This is a genomic window from Sphingobium sp. CFD-2 (assembly GCF_024611135.1).
Taxonomy (GTDB): domain Bacteria; phylum Pseudomonadota; class Alphaproteobacteria; order Sphingomonadales; family Sphingomonadaceae; genus Sphingobium; species Sphingobium fuliginis.
Map to the genome: position 1 here is coordinate 475001 of NZ_CP084406.1, position 15631 is coordinate 490631.

13 protein-coding genes (1 of these 13 only partly in view) are annotated in these 15631 nt (G+C 66.9%); 3 read left to right on the plus strand and 10 right to left on the minus strand.

All coding sequences use genetic code 11. From position 1 onward, the window contains the following. Positions 1 to 311, plus strand: the 3' portion of a protein-coding gene (locus tag LDB29_RS22420) for a potassium transporter Kup (RefSeq protein ID WP_222887765.1). Its footprint begins 1585 nt before the window's first position; the window shows 311 of its 1896 coding nt (coding positions 1586-1896); its start codon lies beyond the left edge, outside the window; the stop codon is at positions 309 to 311. A 132-nt stretch (positions 312 to 443) separates the two neighbouring features. Here the strand turns inward: LDB29_RS22420 and LDB29_RS22425 are convergent, their stop codons facing one another. The 8 genes from LDB29_RS22425 to LDB29_RS22460 form a co-directional block, all read right to left on the minus strand. Continuing rightward, on the minus strand, positions 444 to 1154 hold the full coding sequence (locus LDB29_RS22425) for a response regulator (RefSeq protein WP_025549818.1): 711 nt from the start codon (positions 1152 to 1154) through the stop codon (positions 444 to 446). Beyond that, positions 1151 to 3811 (minus strand): sensor histidine kinase KdpD, encoded by a 2661-nt coding sequence (locus LDB29_RS22430; RefSeq protein ID WP_257557955.1) that lies wholly within the window; start codon positions 3809 to 3811, stop codon positions 1151 to 1153. Before LDB29_RS22430 ends, LDB29_RS22425 begins: the two co-directional genes overlap by 4 nt. A gap of 187 nt (positions 3812 to 3998) precedes the next feature. Further along, positions 3999 to 4766 (minus strand): IS21-like element helper ATPase IstB, encoded by a 768-nt coding sequence (gene istB / locus LDB29_RS22435; protein ID WP_054944222.1) that lies wholly within the window; start codon positions 4764 to 4766, stop codon positions 3999 to 4001. Then, the gene (gene istA / locus LDB29_RS22440) at positions 4763 to 6217 is read right to left on the minus strand and encodes an IS21 family transposase (protein ID WP_218036328.1); all 1455 of its coding nucleotides are present in this window, start codon (positions 6215 to 6217) and stop codon (positions 4763 to 4765) included. The genes istB and istA overlap by 4 nt, the downstream gene beginning before the upstream one ends. Before the next feature lie 138 nt (positions 6218 to 6355). Then, on the minus strand, positions 6356 to 6721 hold the full coding sequence (locus LDB29_RS22445) for a DUF3391 domain-containing protein (protein WP_257557956.1): 366 nt from the start codon (positions 6719 to 6721) through the stop codon (positions 6356 to 6358). A gap of 288 nt (positions 6722 to 7009) precedes the next feature. Further along, positions 7010 to 8449, minus strand: a complete 1440-nt coding sequence (locus tag LDB29_RS22450) for an efflux transporter outer membrane subunit (protein WP_257557957.1) — start codon at positions 8447 to 8449, stop codon at positions 7010 to 7012. Between the two features lie 10 nt (positions 8450 to 8459). Then, positions 8460 to 10016 carry a DHA2 family efflux MFS transporter permease subunit gene (locus LDB29_RS22455; protein WP_257557958.1) on the minus strand — a complete coding sequence of 519 codons (1557 nt, stop codon included), beginning with the start codon at positions 10014 to 10016 and terminating at the stop codon, positions 8460 to 8462. Continuing rightward, complete coding sequence (locus LDB29_RS22460) at positions 10013 to 11179, minus strand: HlyD family secretion protein (protein ID WP_257557960.1); 1167 nt, start codon at positions 11177 to 11179, stop codon at positions 10013 to 10015. Before LDB29_RS22460 ends, LDB29_RS22455 begins: the two co-directional genes overlap by 4 nt. 80 nt (positions 11180 to 11259) lie before the next feature. Here LDB29_RS22460 and LDB29_RS22465 point away from each other — a divergent pair, with 80 nt between their 5' ends. Then, positions 11260 to 11691: a MarR family winged helix-turn-helix transcriptional regulator gene (locus tag LDB29_RS22465; RefSeq protein WP_025549807.1), complete on the plus strand. Its 432-nt coding sequence runs from the start codon at positions 11260 to 11262 to the stop codon at positions 11689 to 11691. A 250-nt stretch (positions 11692 to 11941) separates the two neighbouring features. Here the strand turns inward: LDB29_RS22465 and ilvD are convergent, their stop codons facing one another. Then, a complete protein-coding gene (ilvD, locus tag LDB29_RS22470) occupies positions 11942 to 13795 on the minus strand; it encodes a dihydroxy-acid dehydratase (protein ID WP_257557962.1) in 1854 nt (617 codons plus the stop codon). A 100-nt stretch (positions 13796 to 13895) separates the two neighbouring features. Here ilvD and LDB29_RS22475 point away from each other — a divergent pair, with 100 nt between their 5' ends. Next, positions 13896 to 14801, plus strand: coding sequence for a LysR family transcriptional regulator (locus LDB29_RS22475; protein WP_061938173.1), 906 nt, complete (start codon positions 13896 to 13898; stop codon positions 14799 to 14801). A 4-nt stretch (positions 14802 to 14805) separates the two neighbouring features. On the opposite strand, the gene LDB29_RS22480 is transcribed toward LDB29_RS22475, so the two are convergent. After that, entirely contained in the window at positions 14806 to 15603 is a 798-nt protein-coding gene (locus LDB29_RS22480; RefSeq protein ID WP_025549805.1) for a DUF2189 domain-containing protein, read from the minus strand. Between the last annotated feature and the right edge of the window lie 28 nt (positions 15604 to 15631).

Sequence of the window (15631 nt, forward strand, 5' to 3'; positions counted from 1 at the left end):
TCACCGGCCGTTCCGAAGTGACGGAACTGGGGGCAGGCTTCTACCGTGTGGTGCTGCGCCACGGCTTCATGGAGGAAGTCGACATTCCCGCCGCGATGAAAGCGGTCCAGGGCTGCGGCGGCCCCATCAACGTCAGCCAGACCAGCTATTTCCTCAGCCGCCAGACTTTGATCCCGTCGGAAAAGCCCGGCATGGCGATCTGGCGGGAAAAGCTGTTCGCCTGGATGATGCGCAATGCCGTGACGCCCATGGATTTCTTCAAGCTGCCGACGAACCGGGTGGTGGAACTGGGGTCGCAGGTCGAAATCTGATTCGCCTTCATTTTTCATCTTCGCCCGTCATTCCCGAAGGCGGGAACCCATCCCCCGGACGTGCTGTCTGGGGCTTCTTACGGAGGGTGGATTTCCGCTCCGTGACGATGACTGTTAGAGGGAGGAGGGGGCTCAACCCCCATCCGCTTCCTTCAACCGGTAGCCGATCCCCAGTTCGTTCGCGATGATGCGCGGCCGCTGCGGGTCGTCCTCCAGCTTCTGCCGCAGGGTCCGCACCAGCACGCGCAGATATTCGACATGATGCGCATGCTCGTTGGGCCAGACCTGCGCCATGATCTGCTGATGGGTGATCACCCGCCCCGGATATTTCGCCAGTTGCGCCAGCACGCCATATTCCTTCGGCGTCAGATGCACTTCCTGTCCGCCCCTTGTCACGATCCGCGCCATCAGGTCGATCGCCACATCCCCTGCGCGGACCATCGAAACGCCGCCATCCTTGGTCATGCGGTTGCGCAGCGCCACGCGCACGCGGGCAAGCATCTCGTCGGTATCGAAGGGCTTGGTCAGATAATCGTCCGCGCCCAGGTCCAGTGCGGCGACCTTCTGCTCGGTCGCGTCGCGGGCCGATATGACGATCAGGCTGGCGTCCGAATCCCGTTTGATGAGCGGCACCAGCTCCAGCCCGTCGCGGTCGGGCAGGCCCAGGTCGAGCAGGCAGATGTCGGGTCGCTCCTCCCGCAACTTGTCCAGCGCCTCGCGCGCATTGGCGGCCTCCACCGTCGCATGGTCGGCGCGGGTCAGCGCCGCGTGGATCAGGCGACGGATTTGCGGTTCGTCATCGATGATCAGCACTTTATGGCGACCGGATGAGCGGGTGGTCATGGCATGTCCTCGTCAGCAAGCGGAGACAGGATCGAGGCCTGCGGAAAGCGCAGGGTGAAGCAGGCGCCGGGCGGATCGGCCCGGTTGGCCGCCGATACGCCCAGCCCCATCGCCTCGGCAAAGCCCTTGACGATGGCAAGGCCAAGGCCGGTGCCATGCTTCGCCCGGTCCGACCCCTCCATGCGGGTGAAGGTGTCGAAGACGCGCGCCTCGCTTCCCGGCGGGATGCCCGGTCCCTGATCGATCACCGACAGGGTGATCGCGTCGGGCAGCCGCTGGCCCTGGATGGTCACGGGCGTATCCGGATCGGCATAGCGCCCCGCATTGTCGAGCAGGTTGATGAGGATATGGTGCAGCAGCGTCGGATCGACCCGCACCAGCGGAATATCGGGCAATATGTCGACCTTCACCTCATGCCGGCCAAGCGACTGGCGCGTATCGTGGACGGCGCCCGCCACCGCGTCAAACAGGTCCACGGGCTCCAGCTTCAGCGGCAGGGCGCCCGCCTCCACCCGCGCCATGTCCAGCAGATTGGCGACGAAGCGGGTCAGCCGCAACGCCTCCGCCTCCACCGTGTCGGCAAGGTCGCAGGGGTGCTGGCGCTTCAGTTCATGCGCGGCGGAGATGATGGTGGTGAGCGGCGTGCGTAGGTCGTGCCCGACCGAGGAGAGCAGGGCGGAACGCAGCCGGTCGCGCTCGCGGATCTGGCGGGCGTCCAGCATCTCCTCCTCCAGCGCCATGCGGTCGAAGGCGATGGACGCCTGGTCGAGCAGGCTCATGAGCAGCGGCAACTGGTCGGACCGCAACGGCTCCCCCGCATCCTCCCGCGCCAGTCCCAGCACGCCCAGCACGCCGCGCGTCGTGCGCAGCGGGTGGAACAGCCAGTCCGACGCCGTCAATGTGGAGGAACCGCGCCCGGCGGGCTGCTCATTGTCCATCGCCCATTGGGCGGCGGCCTTCTCTATCTGCTCCAGCCTGTCCTCCGGCGGCACGGCGGCGCGCAGTTGCGGACCGTCGGGCGATGGGAGGAGGAGGACGGTGCGCACGTCGAACATTCGCCCCACTTCGGCGCAGATGGCATGCATCAGCTCGTCCTGGCTGGCCGCCGCGGTCAGTTGCCGGGAAAATCCCGCCAGCGCCGCATTCTGCCGGGCGCTGCCATGGGCCAGGTCCGCCTGGGCGCGGACGCGGGCGGCGAACTGGCTGGTGACGATGGCGACGCCCAGCAGGACGAGGATGGAGATGACATTTTCCGGATTGCTGACGGTCAGCGTGCCGGTGGGCGGCAGGAAGAAGAAATTATAGGCGAGGCTGGAAAGCAGCCCCGCGAACAGCCCGGCGCGCAGGCCGAAGCTGGCGGCGGCGAACATCACCGGCACCAGATAGAGCAGGGCGATATTGCCGAGCGCGATGGTCTGGACCAGCAGCCGCCCTATGGCGGTCATCAGCGCGATCATCGCCGTGGACCAGAGATAGTCGGCGGGCTTGCCCCATGGCCCCATGCGGGCCGTCCGGCGGGGCGGCGCGAACCGGTCGCCCGGCAGGACGTGGATGGCGACGTCTTCCATGGCGCGGACCAGACGGTCGACCACCGACCCGTGCCGCAGTTCGAACCACCAGCTTCGGCTCGCCTTGCCGATCACGATCTGGGTGGCGCGGGCGTCCGCCGCATATTGGCGCAGCCCCGCCACGACGCTGGGGGCGGGGATGGTCGCGGTCGTTCCGCCCAGGCGCGATGCGAGCGCCATGGTGTCGGCCAGATGGCCGCGCTCCTCCGCCGTGAAGGCCAGGCTGCGCTGCGTTTCGATATGCACGGCGGTCCAGGGCGCCTTCAGCGCGTCGGCCAGCCGCTTGGCGGCGCGGACCAGCCCCTGCGCGCTCGGCAGTTCGCCGATGGCGACGACGACCCGCTCGCCCGCCGCGAAGCTGCCCGCCAGCGCATGGGCGCGCACATAGTCCAGCATCTGCGCGTCCACGGCCTGCGCAGCGCGGCGCAACGCCATCTCGCGCAGCGCGGTCAGATTGGACTTGGAGAAGAAATGGTTGAGCGCCCGGCTGGCCTCCGCCGGGATATAGACCTTGCCCTCCTTCAACCGATCGATCAGCTCGTCGGGCGGAATGTCGACCACCTCGATCTCCGCCGTTTCGAGGATGGAATCCGGCACCGTCTCGCGCACCCGGACGCGGGTGAAGGAGGCGACGACGTCGTTCAGGCTTTCGACATGCTGGATATTCACGGTCGAATAGACGTCGATCCCGGCGTCGAGCAGCTCCTCCACATCCTGATAGCGTTTCGGATGGCGGCTGCCCGGCGCGTTGCTGTGGGCGAGTTCGTCCACCAGCACCAGCCCGGGGCGGCGGGCGAGGATCGCGTCCAGATCCATCTCGCCCAGGCCATGGCCCTGATGATCGACTGCGCGCCGGGAAATGACCTCATGGCCGTGGAGCAGCGCCTCCGTCTCCCGCCGGCCATGGGTCTCGACCACGCCCACCACCACGTCGACGCCGGCCTTCAGGCGCTGCATGCCGTCGATCAGCATCTCATAGGTCTTGCCGACGCCCGGCGCCGCGCCGAGGAATATCTTCAGACGCCCGCGGCCTTCCCGCGCCGCCTGACGCAGATAGGCTTCTGGATCGCGGCGGTCCGGTTCGCTCATCCCGCCTGATTAGCGCCGATGCCATCCAGCCGTCGATTGATTTCGAGGACATTGACCCGCGTGTCAACGGCGGAGTAAAAGTCGGCCATTGGGCGGCGCAAAATCAGGCCGGGTGATCCGTGTGCTGGCGAGCGCCGCGAGGGCGTAGCCCGAGTGGGGGTCGCCAACACACGGATGGTCTTTTCTGTCAGGGGTTGGAGCGTGCCTTGCGCGCCTGGCTTTGGGCCAGACGATAGCTCTCTCCGTTCATCTCGAGTATGGAGACGTGGTGGGTAAGCCGGTCGAGGAGCGCGCCTGTCAGGCGCTCGGAGCCGAACGTTTCGGTCCACTCGTCGAACGGCAAGTTGCTGGTGATCAGCGTCGAGCCGCGCTCGTAACGCTGCGAGATCAGCTCGAACAGCAGTTCCGCGCCGGTTTTCGAGAGCGGCACGAACCCCAGTTCATCGATGATGAGGAGCTTGTATCCGGCCATTTGCTTGTGGAGGCGCAGAAGGCGGCGTTCGTCGCGTGCCTCCATCATCGCGCTGACCAGCGCGGACGCGGTGGTGAAGCCGACCGTCAGGCCCTTCTGGCAGGCGGCAAGGCCGAGGCCGATCGCCACATGGGTCTTGCCGGTTCCCGAGGGACCAAGGGCTATGACGTTCTCGCGGCGGTTGATCCAGTCGCAGCGTGCCAGTTCCAGCACCTGCATCTTGTTGAGCTTGGGGATCGCGGCAAAGTCGAAGCTGTCGAGGCTCTTGGCGGCCGGGAACTTCGCAGCCTTGATCCGGCGCTCGACCATCCGGCGTTCCCGGTCGATCAGCTCCAGTTCGACAAGCCGGGCAAGGTAGCGGACGTGATCTGCGCCCTCGGCCGCGCATCGCCGGGCCAGCTTGTCATGCTCGCGCAGGAAGGTTGGTAGCTTGAGCGTCTTGAGGTGGCTGGCCAGTAACAGCTCGGGGGACGGACTGCTCATGCCGCATCCTTCGCATCGCCCGAGAGCAACTGCATGTAGGAGCGCGCCGATGTCGTCTCCACCCTGGCTCTGGGCAGATAGGGATAGATCGCCATGTCCAATCGGGGTGGTCGGCGCTCCACCCGGCACAGCAGGAGATGCTTCACGGCATCAAAGCCGATCGCCCCGATATCGAGAGCCTGCTTTACGGCCGCATGCAGATCGGCAAGCGTGAAGCTCTCCAGCAGACGCAGCACCTGCACATACTCGCGCCGACCATGCTTGCCCATACGAGCTTCCATGAGGCGGCGCAGCGTTGCAAACGCTTCGGGCAGGTGCCAGCCTTGCAGGGGCGCTGCCTGATCGAGCGCATTGATCTTCTGTTCGATCAGGGGAAGGTAATGGATGGGATCGAAGATCACGTCCTCGCGCTCGTAGCTGCGCACATGACGGGCAATGACCTCGCCCCGGCAGCCGATCACCACCTCGCCGACATAGCCCCGGATCCATACCTCCTGATGGCCGAAGCGCACCGGCACCGAGTAATCATTGGTCCGGTAACGCACCAGCGCCTGCGACGAGACCTGGCCGCTGGTCTGGTCACAAGCCTCGAACGGGGCAGCCGGCAGTTCCTGCATCGCCGCCAGATCGCGCTTCAGCCTCTCGCCGATCGTCTCGCTCTCGCCCCGCAGCCGGTCGTTCTGACGCTTGCGGCATTGCTCCTCGAGCCACAGGTTGAACGCCTCCCACGTCGCGAACCGGGGGATCGGCACCATGAAGTTGCGGCGAGCATAACCGACCAGCCCTTCAACACTGCCTTTGTCGTTCCCCCTGCCGGGACGGCCGTAACGATCGCGGATCAGGTAATGCGACAGGAAGCCGCTGAACAGCCGGGCGCGCTGCCTCGTGCCGTCGGGCAGGATCTTCGAGACCAGGCAGCGGTCGTTATCGTAGACGATCGACAGCGGCACCGCGCCGAAAAACGCGAAGGCGTGCACGTGGCCGTCCATCCATGCCTCGGCAACGGCAGCGGGATAGGCGCGCACGTAGCAGGCGTCGCTGTGCGGTAGATCGAGCACGAAGAAATGCGCCTTCTGCACAACACCGCCGATCTCGACCATGGCCTCACCAAAATCTGCCTGGGCATGGCCGGGCGCATGCGCCAGCGGCACGAACATCTCCCGGCTGCGCTGCTCGCGCTGTCGGATGTAATCCTTGATGATCGTGTAGCCGCCGGTGAAACCGTGCTCTTCGCGAAGGCGGTCAAATACCCGCTTCGCCGTATGACGCTGCTTGCGCGGAACCTGACGGTCACCATCAAGCCATGCATCGATGATCGGAACGAACGCTTCCAGCTTGGGCCGCCGCACCGCCGCCGTCCGGCGGTAACCGGGGGGCTCCGAATACGACAGCATCTTGCGGACCGTGTCGCGCGATACGTTGAAATGCTTCGCCGCCTCACGCTGGCTCATGCCGCCCGCGCAAGCAAGACGCACCTTCAGGTAAAGATCCACGGTATATATCTCCACGCCCTCCCTGCTCGCGCAAAGAAGGCAAAGTGGACGACTTTTACGCCGCCCGCAGCAGCACTTCGCCGCCGCCACCGTGGTCTAATTTTGCACCGCCGTTCTCACCTTGGCCGGCAGCCTGTCTTTCGACAGCGGGTCGAACGGACGGCTGACGGGCGGCGGCGCCCCGCGCCGGGCAATGGTGGCGCCCGCGCGGCCGAACGGACGGTCACGCTGGTCGGCAGCCGGCGCGCGGGGCGGGGCGGGCGCTTCGCTGGGCTTCAGGTCAGCGCCGCGAGAGGTGTCGATCTGCACCCATTCGACCTTGCTCGCCTTCAACGTTTCCAGTTGTTCGGCATCCTCCAGCAGCATCCTGCTCTTCCAGAAGGGGTGGGCGAACCACGACCCTTCCATCTTGTGGAGGAACATGCCCAATTCGACATGCTCGGTACGAATTCTCTTCAACATGATGATGCGCGGCCCCGACTTGAAAGTCCCTCCTGTCCGATCCGAAGCGCGTTCCCGTCCCTGCCGGACTCCTCCCCCGGAGCATGTCGCGCTTCCATCGGACAATATGGACTTTTAGAGCATCGTGCGGAAAAGCCTGTCCTGAGCCCTGTCGAAGGACGGGAACCGGTTTTCTGCCTAAAACGATGCGACAACAGAAACTTGAAGCGCGCGGCCTGTGCCCGATACAAGGCAACGCGCTCCAGCGCGGCATTTCGCTCCCAAAGCCTTGCGGAAAGGTTAAATTTCCTATTGCCAGCCGAGGCCGAGCGCCTTTTGCAGGGCGATATAGTCCGCCGTCATCGCCGCCGTCCCCTGGGTCAGCGCCTGAGCCGCCGACAGGCTCTGCCGCTCCGCGTCGAGAAGCTGGATGCGGGTGGCCGTTCCCGCCTCGAAACGCTGGCGCATCAGCGCGGCGGCGCGCTCAGCCGAGGCCTTCGACCGGGCGGCGCTGGCGACGCTCAGCCGCCGCGCGCCAAAGCGGGAAAGCGCGTCCTCGCCGTCGCGCAGGGCATTGAGCACCGCCTGCCGATATTGCGCGGCCGCCTCGTCCCGGACGCCTTCGGCCTGTCCGACCCGGGCGGCGTTGCGGCCGAAATCGAGGAAGCTCCAGCTCAGGCGCGGCATGGCGATCGCCGCCAGCGTGTCGAGGTCGACCAGATCGCCCGGATCGGTGCCGCCGATGCCGATCAGGCCCATGAAGCTGAGGCTGGGAAAACGCGCGGCCTCCGCCACGCCGATCCTGGCGGTGGCGGCGGCGAACTGGCGCTCTGCCGCCCTGATGTCGGGACGGCGCCTGAGCAGCGCGGCGGGATCGCCGACCGCGACCTGCGCGGGAGGCAGCGGCACGGGCGCGAGCGCGGCCAGCATGGCGTCGAGCGCGCCGGGCGCTTCCCCGGCCAGGGTGGCCAGCGCGTTCAGATAGGCGTCGCGCTCCGCACTCAGCGGCAGCAGCGCGGCGTCGCTCTGCTCCAGCTGGTTGCGCTGCTGTTCCACCTCCAGAGCGGAGGCGGTTCCCCCGGCGTGGCGCTGTTCCGTCAGGCGCAGCATCTCGCGCTGCCGGGCCGTGGCCTGCTGCGCCAGCGCGATACGCTGCTGCCGGTCGCGCAGATTGACATAGGCCTGGGCGATTTCGGCGGTCAGGCTGACCTGAGCGTCCGCGACATTGGCCTGCGCCGCCTCGACCTGGGCCCGTGCCGCCTCCACTCCCCGCCGCCGGCCACCCCACAGATCGACCTCCCAACTCGCGTCGAAGCCCAGATTGTAGAAATTGAGCGACTGGCTGTCGCCGCCCTCGGAACTGTCCTCCTCCGAATTGCCGAGGTCGACGCCGGGCACGGTGGCATGGACGTAAAGGGCGGAGGCGTTGACATTGGGAAGGGCATTGGCGCGCTCCGTCCGCAGCGAGGCGCGGGCCTGCCGCACCCTTGCCTCCGCCACGGCCACGCCGGGATTGGCGGCCAGCGCGCGGCTTTCCAGCGCGTCCAGCACCGGGTCGCCCAGCGCCGTCCACCAGGCCGCGGCGGCAGGCGCCTGCGGGCCAGCGTCGGCGGGCGCCCTGACGAACTGCGCCGCCGGGCTGACCGGCCTGGCCGCTTCCGGCCCTTGATAATCCGGCCCGGCGGTGCAGGCGGCGAGCGCCAGCAGCGGGAGGATGGCCGGAGGAAGGACGGTCTGGGGGAAACGCATGGAACCAGCCTCAATGCATCGCGACCGCTTGCCCCTTGGGCAAGGGACGCAGGAACAGCACCAGCGGCAATACGGCGATGATGCCGACCGCCAGCATCGTGAAGATGTCGTTATAGGTCATCACCAGCGCTTCCCGCTGGATCGTGCCTGCCAGCGATCGAAGCGCGGCGTCCTGCCCGCCCAGCGAATGGGCGAGGCCGCCGATATAATCCTGCACCTGCCCGCTATTGGCGCTCAGGCTTTCCTCCATGCGGCGGCTGTGCAGCCAGCTTCGCTGGTCCTGGATGGTGGCGATGCCCGCCAGCGCCAGCGATCCGCCCAGATTGCGGACGGCGTTGAACAGCCCGGCGGCATCGCCCGCATCCTCGCGCGGGACCGATGCGATGGCCGCCTGGTTGAGGAACAGGAAACCGAACACGCTGCCCACGCCGCGCAGCAATTGCGACTCGACGAAATCATGGCCTACCGCCTGATTGGTCAACACCGTGTCGACCCAGCAGCTCGTCGCCATGATGAGCAGCCCGGCGCCCACCGCGATGCGGATGTCGAGGTGCCGGATCAGCAGGGGCGTGAGCGGCATCAGCATCAGGCTCGGAATGCCGGACAGCAGGACGATCCGGCCCGATTGCAGCGCGTCATAGCCGGCGATCGCCGCCAGGAACTGCGGAATGACGAAGGCGGTGCCGTACAGCATCATGCCGATCACCAGCCCCATCAGCGCAACGGCCCCGAATTGCCGGTCGAGCAGCAGCTTCAGCCGGATAACGGGCCTTTTCGCGAAATATTGCCCGGCGAACAGCAGGATGAAGCCGATGCCGGAGACGATCGACATCAGGACGATCTCGCTGCTCTGGAACCATTGTTCCCGCTGCCCCTCCTCCAGCACGATGGTAAGGCCGCCAAGGCCCAGCGCCATGCCCGCGATGCCCAGCCAGTCGGCCTGCCGGAATTCGCTGAGGCGCGGCTTTTGATGCGGCATCGTCACCAGCAGCAGGGTGATCAGCACGATGCCCACGGGCAGGTTCAGGAAGAAGGCGTAGTGCCAGCTTATATTCTCCGTCAGCCATCCGCCGACCAGCGGGCCGAGCACCGGCCCAAGAATGGCGGTGACGCCGAACAGCGCATTGCCGATCGGCTGCTGCGAACGGGGCAGGCGCGTGGCGATGATGGTCATCGCCGTGGGGATCAGCGCGCCGCCGGTAAAGCCCTGGCCGACGCGGCCGATGACCATGGTGGTAAGGTCGCCGGCCACGCCGCACAGCATCGAAAAGCCGGTGAACAGAAAGGCGGCGGCGAGCAGCAGGGTGCGCAGCCCCAGCAGCCGTTCCAGCCAGGCCGCCAGCGGAATGACGATGATCTCCGCGACCAGATAGGATGTCGCGATCCAGGTGCCCTCCGTGCCGCTGGCGCCGATCTCGCCCTGTATCGTGGGCAGCGCGGAATTGACGATGGAAATGTCCAGCGTCGCCATCATCGCGCCCAGGCTTCCGGCGATGACGGCCAGCCACGCGGCGGTGTCGGCGCGTTCGGGAAGGGGCGGCGCGGCCAAAGCGGCGGTGGCGTTCATCGGTCGATCCGGGCGTTATGCCGCTCCTGCTCCCGGCGGATCTGCGCGGCGGCGTTCCGGGCCGAACGGGTGTCGACGGACACTTCGACGGACATGCCGGGGACCAGCAGCTTCCGGGTTTCGGGGCCGGCGCTGACGGCGATGCGCACCGGGATGCGCTGGACGATCTTGGTGAAATTGCCGGTGGCGTTCTGCGGCGGCAGGACCGAAAACTGGGCGCCGGTGCCGGGCGCGATGCTGGCGACCCGTCCGGGCAGCTCGATCCCGGGCAGCGCATCCACCGCGATCGTCACCGGCTGGCCGACGCGCATCAGGCCCAGTTGCGTTTCCTTGAAATTCGCCTCGACATAGAGGCTGGCCTTGGGAACCAGCGTCATCAGCCGGCTGGCGGCCTGAACGAACTGGCCCTGCCGGACGCTCCTGTCACCGATCCGCCCGTCGACGGCCGCCCGCAATATCGTCGCCTCCACATTGGTGCTGGCGGCCGAAAGCTGCGCACGCGCGGCCTCGCCCTGCGCTTCCGCCTGCCGCACCTGCGTCTGCAGGGTGGCGATCCGCTTCTGCGCGCTGGTCAGCGTCGCCGCAGCCGCCGCGGCCCTCGCCCGCGCCTGGGTCGCCTGGTTCTGAAGCTCCGACAGGCGCTCGCGGGTCTCCGCACCGCTGGCCGCCAGCGGGCGATAGCGCTCCACCTCGCGCGCGGCGAAGGCGGCATTGGCGTTGGCGGCGCTCAGATCGGCCTCGGCCTGCGCGACGGCGGCGCGTTGCTCCGCAATCTGGGCGACGACCCCGGCCGCATTGGCCTTGGCCACGTCGATCTGCGCCACGGACTGAGCCGCCTGCGCCCGGTAATCGCGCGGATCGATCTGAACCAGCGGCTGGCCGGCCTTCACATCCTGGTTCTCATCGACGAAGACGCGGTCGACATAGCCGGACACCTTGGGCGCGACGGTGATCGAATCGGCCTGGATATAGGCGTCGTTGGTCGATTCCTGATATTTGCCGAAGGTTTCGAAGCGGATGAACCACAGCACGCCGCCGCCGATCAGCGCCAGCGCCACAAGCAGCAGGATCAGGCGTGCACGCGGGCTTCTGAGCGCGGAGGAGCGGCTCTGGCCCGAGTCGTCGCCATGGGGGGGAGAAGAAGCCACTGTCTCAGAACTCATCGATGGAACCCGCAGATCGCAATCCCGTCCCCTATGCTCGCGCTTGCACCATAGCGCAATACCATTTATTGAGGTTCCTCATGAATGGCGCCGACGAACAGCTACTGACCGACCTGTTTCGGGTCATCACATTGATCCGCAGATCGTTCGACCGCGCGATGACGGAACAGGGCGCATCGCTCGCCCAGACCAAGATATTGATGTGCATAAAGGCGCAGCTGGGAACGGCGCGCGCCGCCGACATTGCCGAAATCATGAATCTCGCGCCGCGCACGGTGACGGAGGCGCTGGACGGGCTGGAGCGCGAAGGCCTGATCCAGCGGGTGCCGGACAGGGACGATCGGCGGGTGAAGCGGCTGGCCATCACTCCGGCCGGAGAGGCGGCGGTCGCCGTGACGGAGCCTCTCCGCCTGCAACTGGGGGGAAAGCTTTTGAAGGCGCTGAACCCTTCGGAACGGCGGCATTTCCATGCTGCGCTGCAAAAATTATTGCAGGGACTGGACGACGCCTGACCTTTTGATTCGCGCGATATTCTCTGTTATCGTCGCCCCGCCCGACCGGCATAAGCCCGGCGGCAAGGGAGAGTGCGATGGAGCGTATGCATTACAGCATGTGCCAATGCAGCGTCGGGTTGCTGAGCCTGTGCAGCGCGTCGGCCCTGGCGTTGACCGGCACGCTTTATATCCTCCTCCACTGACGGCCAGCGGGCAATCGTCCGGAACGACGCGCCGCGGGGTCGAATGCGGCGCGCGCCCTGAATAATCAATCCTTTTCCACCTGGCCCACATCCCGCACCGCGCCGCGCGCCGCATTGGTGGTGAGCGCCGCATAGGCGCGCAGGGCGGGCGACACATGGCGCTTGCGGCCGAGCGGCTTCCACGCCTTCGCGCCGCGCGTCTCCATTTCCGCCTTGCGGGCGGCGATGACGGCGTCGTCCAGGTCCAGCCTGATCACGCGATTGGGAATGTCGATGAGGATGGGGTCGCCGGTCGCGATCAGCGCGATCAGCCCGCCTTCCGCCGCTTCGGGCGACACATGGCCGATGGAAAGGCCCGAAGTGCCGCCGGAAAAGCGCCCGTCGGTGATCAGGGCGCAGGCCTTGCCCAGCCCCTTCGACTTCAGATAGCTGGTCGGGTAGAGCATTTCCTGCATGCCCGGCCCGCCCTTGGGCCCTTCATAGCGGATGACGACGACATCGCCCGCCTTCACTTCATTGCCCAGGATGCCGGCGACCGCAGCGTCCTGGCTTTCATAGACCCGTGCCGTGCCGTGGAAGGTCAGGATGGATTCGTCCACCCCCGCCGTCTTCACGATGCAGCCTTCCGGCGCGATATTGCCGAACAGCACGGCCAGCCCGCCATCCTTGGAAAAGGGATGCGCCGCGCTGCGGATGACGCCGGTCTCGCGGTCGGTGTCCAGTTCCTCCCAGCGGGCGTTCTGGCTGAACGCCTGGGTGGTGCGGACGCCGCCGGGCGCGGCGCGGAAGAAGTTGCGGACCTCCTCGCTATTGGTGCGGCCGATGTCCCAGCGGTTGAGCGCGTCGCCCAGCGTCGGCGCATGGACGGTCGGCAGGCTGGCGTCGACCAGCCCGGCGCGTTCCAGCTCGCCCAGAATCGCCATGATGCCGCCCGCGCGATGGACGTCCTCCATATGCACGTCATTCTTGGCCGGCGCGACCTTGCAGAGGCAGGGAACGCGCCGTGACAGACGGTCGATGTCGGCCATGGTGAAATCCACCCCGCCCTCATAGGCGGCGGCGAGCAGGTGAAGCACCGTATTGGTCGACCCGCCCATGGCGATGTCCAGGCTCATCGCGTTCTCGAACGCGGCGAAGGTGGCGATGTTGCGGGGCAGGGCCGATGCGTCGTCCTGTTCGTACCAGCGCTTGGCGAGGTCGACGATGGTGCGGCCCGCCTCCAGGAACAGCTTTTCGCGGTCGGCATGGGTGGCCAGCGTCGACCCGTTGCCCGGCAGCGACAGCCCCAGCGCTTCGGTCAGGCAGTTCATCGAATTGGCGGTGAACATGCCGGAGCAGGAACCGCAGGTCGGGCAGGCGGACCGCTCGATGACCTTCACTTCCTCGTCGGTATAGCTGTCGTCCGCCGCGACGACCATGGCGTCGACCAGGTCCAGCGCGACGGTCTTGCCGCGCAGCTCGGTCTTGCCGGCCTCCATCGGACCACCCGAAACGAAGATGGTCGGGATGTTGAGGCGCATCGCGGCCATCAGCATGCCCGGCGTGATCTTGTCGCAGTTGGAAATGCACACCAGCGCGTCGGCGGTATGGGCGTTCACCATATATTCGACGCTGTCCGCGATCAGGTCGCGGCTGGGCAGCGAATAGAGCATGCCGTCATGGCCCATGGCGATGCCGTCATCGACCGCGATGGTGTTGAATTCCTTGGCGACGCCGCCCGCCGCCTCGATCTCCCGCGCGACGAGCTGGCCCAGATCCTTCAGGTGCACATGCCCCGGCACGAACTGGGTGAAGCTGTTCGCGATGGCGATGATGGGCTTGCCGAAATCCTCGTCCCTCATGCCGGTGGCGCGCCAAAGGCCGCGCGCGCCCGCCATGTTGCGGCCATGGGTGCTGGTGCGTGAACGATAATGCGGCATGGGTCTGTCCTCGGTTCCTGTCCGGCCGCCTTACGCCTTCGCGGACAGGTTGTGAAATATATTGCAGCCGCGCTATAAGGTCGCAGGATGAATGACTGACATGGACCTTCGCCAGCTCAACCATTTCCTCGCCGTGGCGGAGGAACTGCATTTCGGCCGTGCCGCCGAACGGCTGGGCATGACCCAGCCGCCGCTCAGCCAGTCGATCATGGCGCTGGAGCGGGAACTGGGCGCGCCTCTCTTCACCCGGACCAAGCGGCAGGTGGCGCTCACCCCCTTCGGACGGCAATGGCTGGAGCATGTCCGGCCCGCCGTGGGGGCCGTGGCCGACCTCGCTGCCGTGGCGCGGCGCCTGCAGGCCGGGACGGTCGGGCGGATTGTCCTCTCCTTCGTCAGTTCGGCGGACTACAGCATCCTGCCCGCGCTGGTGCGGCGCTATGCCAATGCTTTCCCCAGGGTGGACATGACGCTGGTGGAAGCGACCAGCGACGTGCAGGTGGAGGCGCTGGTGGAAGGGCGGACCGACGCCGGGCTGCTGATCCCGCCCGCATCCGGCCTGCCCGCGGCCATCGACTATCGCCCGTTGCTGCGCGAGCCGCTGGTGGCCGCCGTGCCGGAGAATTGGGTGAAGGACGGCCGCCTGCTGGTGGAGGACGGCAGGCTGGCCGGGGAGGGCTGGCTCGACCAGCCGCTGCTGCTCTTCCCGCGTCACGTCGCGCCCACCTTCCACGATCTTGTCATCGACCATTATCGGGCCCAGGGGCGGGAGCCGCATGTGCGCCAGCGGGCGATCCAGATGCAGACGATCATCAGCCTCGTCTCCGCCGACATGGGATTGGCGTTGGTCCCCGCCTCGCTGCGCAACCTCGCGCGCACGGGCGTGCGCTATCTGCCGCTGGCCGGCCTTGCCCCCATGCTGGAAACCGGCCTGGCGTGGCGCCGGTCGGACGAGGCGCCGACGCTGCGCGCCCTGCTGGGCATCGCCCTCGACATGGCCGGGGGCTGACGCCTTACCGGACGACCGCGCGCGTATAGAGGTGCCAGGTGGCATAGCCCAGCACGGGCAGCACCACCGCCAGCCCCACCAGCGCGGGCAGGGCGCCCAGCACCAGCAGCGCGACCACGATCAGGCCCCAGGCCGCGACCGTCACCGGATTATGCCATGCCACGCGGCAGGATGTGCGCACCGCGACGCCCCAACTGACCGGCTTGTCCACCGCCATGGGGAAGGAGACGACGCTGACCGCCAGCGTCAGCAGCGCGAAGCCGAAGCCGACCAGATTGCCGAGCACGATCATCTGCCAGCCCTGCGACGTGCCGAATATGGCGGACAGGAAAGCGCCCACGGAGGATGTCGAGCCGGGCACATTTTCCAGCGTCGCATGATAGATGAACCAGGCCGTCGCCATCCACGCCATGAACAGCAGCGCCAGCACGCAGGTCAGGTCGAACAGGGCGGACCCGCCCGGCTTGCGGATCACGTCCAGGAAATGGCGCCAGCGCGCGTCCAGCCCGGCCTCCCGCCGCCGCGCCAGTTCGTAGAAACCGCTGGCGAAGGCCGGCCCCAGCAGGATCGCGCCCGCCACCAGCGGAAAGATCAGCGGCAGGATCGACATCCGGCTGGCCGACATGATCGCGAGCGCGACGATGATCGGATAGATGAAGCCGATGAACACCAGATCGCCCCTTTTGGCGAGGAAATCGTCCCACCCCTGACGCAGGGCGACGCGCAGGTCGTCGAACGTGATGGTGCGGATGGAAATATCTTGCCCGGCGGACGCCGCCTGGGACGGGTGAGCCATTGCCATGGTTCGCTCTCCTGACCGAAAGCCATGA

Bases quoted from the DNA above. Each gene is read 5' to 3' on its own strand.
- LDB29_RS22425 (WP_025549818.1), bottom strand. From the start codon at position 1,154: ATGACCACCCGCTCATCCGGTCGCCATAAAGTGCTGATCATCGATGAC.
- LDB29_RS22430 (WP_257557955.1), bottom strand. From the start codon at position 3,811: ATGAGCGAACCGGACCGCCGCGATCCAGAAGCCTATCTGCGTCAGGCG.
- istB (WP_054944222.1), bottom strand. From the start codon at position 4,766: ATGAGCAGTCCGTCCCCCGAGCTGTTACTGGCCAGCCACCTCAAGACG.
- istA (WP_218036328.1), bottom strand. From the start codon at position 6,217: ATGAGCCAGCGTGAGGCGGCGAAGCATTTCAACGTATCGCGCGACACG.
- LDB29_RS22445 (WP_257557956.1), bottom strand. From the start codon at position 6,721: ATGTTGAAGAGAATTCGTACCGAGCATGTCGAATTGGGCATGTTCCTC.
- LDB29_RS22450 (WP_257557957.1), bottom strand. From the start codon at position 8,449: ATGCGTTTCCCCCAGACCGTCCTTCCTCCGGCCATCCTCCCGCTGCTG.
- LDB29_RS22455 (WP_257557958.1), bottom strand. From the start codon at position 10,016: ATGAACGCCACCGCCGCTTTGGCCGCGCCGCCCCTTCCCGAACGCGCC.
- LDB29_RS22460 (WP_257557960.1), bottom strand. From the start codon at position 11,179: ATGAGTTCTGAGACAGTGGCTTCTTCTCCCCCCCATGGCGACGACTCG.
- LDB29_RS22465 (WP_025549807.1), top strand. From the start codon at position 11,260: ATGAATGGCGCCGACGAACAGCTACTGACCGACCTGTTTCGGGTCATC.
- ilvD (WP_257557962.1), bottom strand. From the start codon at position 13,795: ATGCCGCATTATCGTTCACGCACCAGCACCCATGGCCGCAACATGGCG.
- LDB29_RS22475 (WP_061938173.1), top strand. From the start codon at position 13,896: ATGGACCTTCGCCAGCTCAACCATTTCCTCGCCGTGGCGGAGGAACTG.
- LDB29_RS22480 (WP_025549805.1), bottom strand. From the start codon at position 15,603: ATGGCAATGGCTCACCCGTCCCAGGCGGCGTCCGCCGGGCAAGATATT.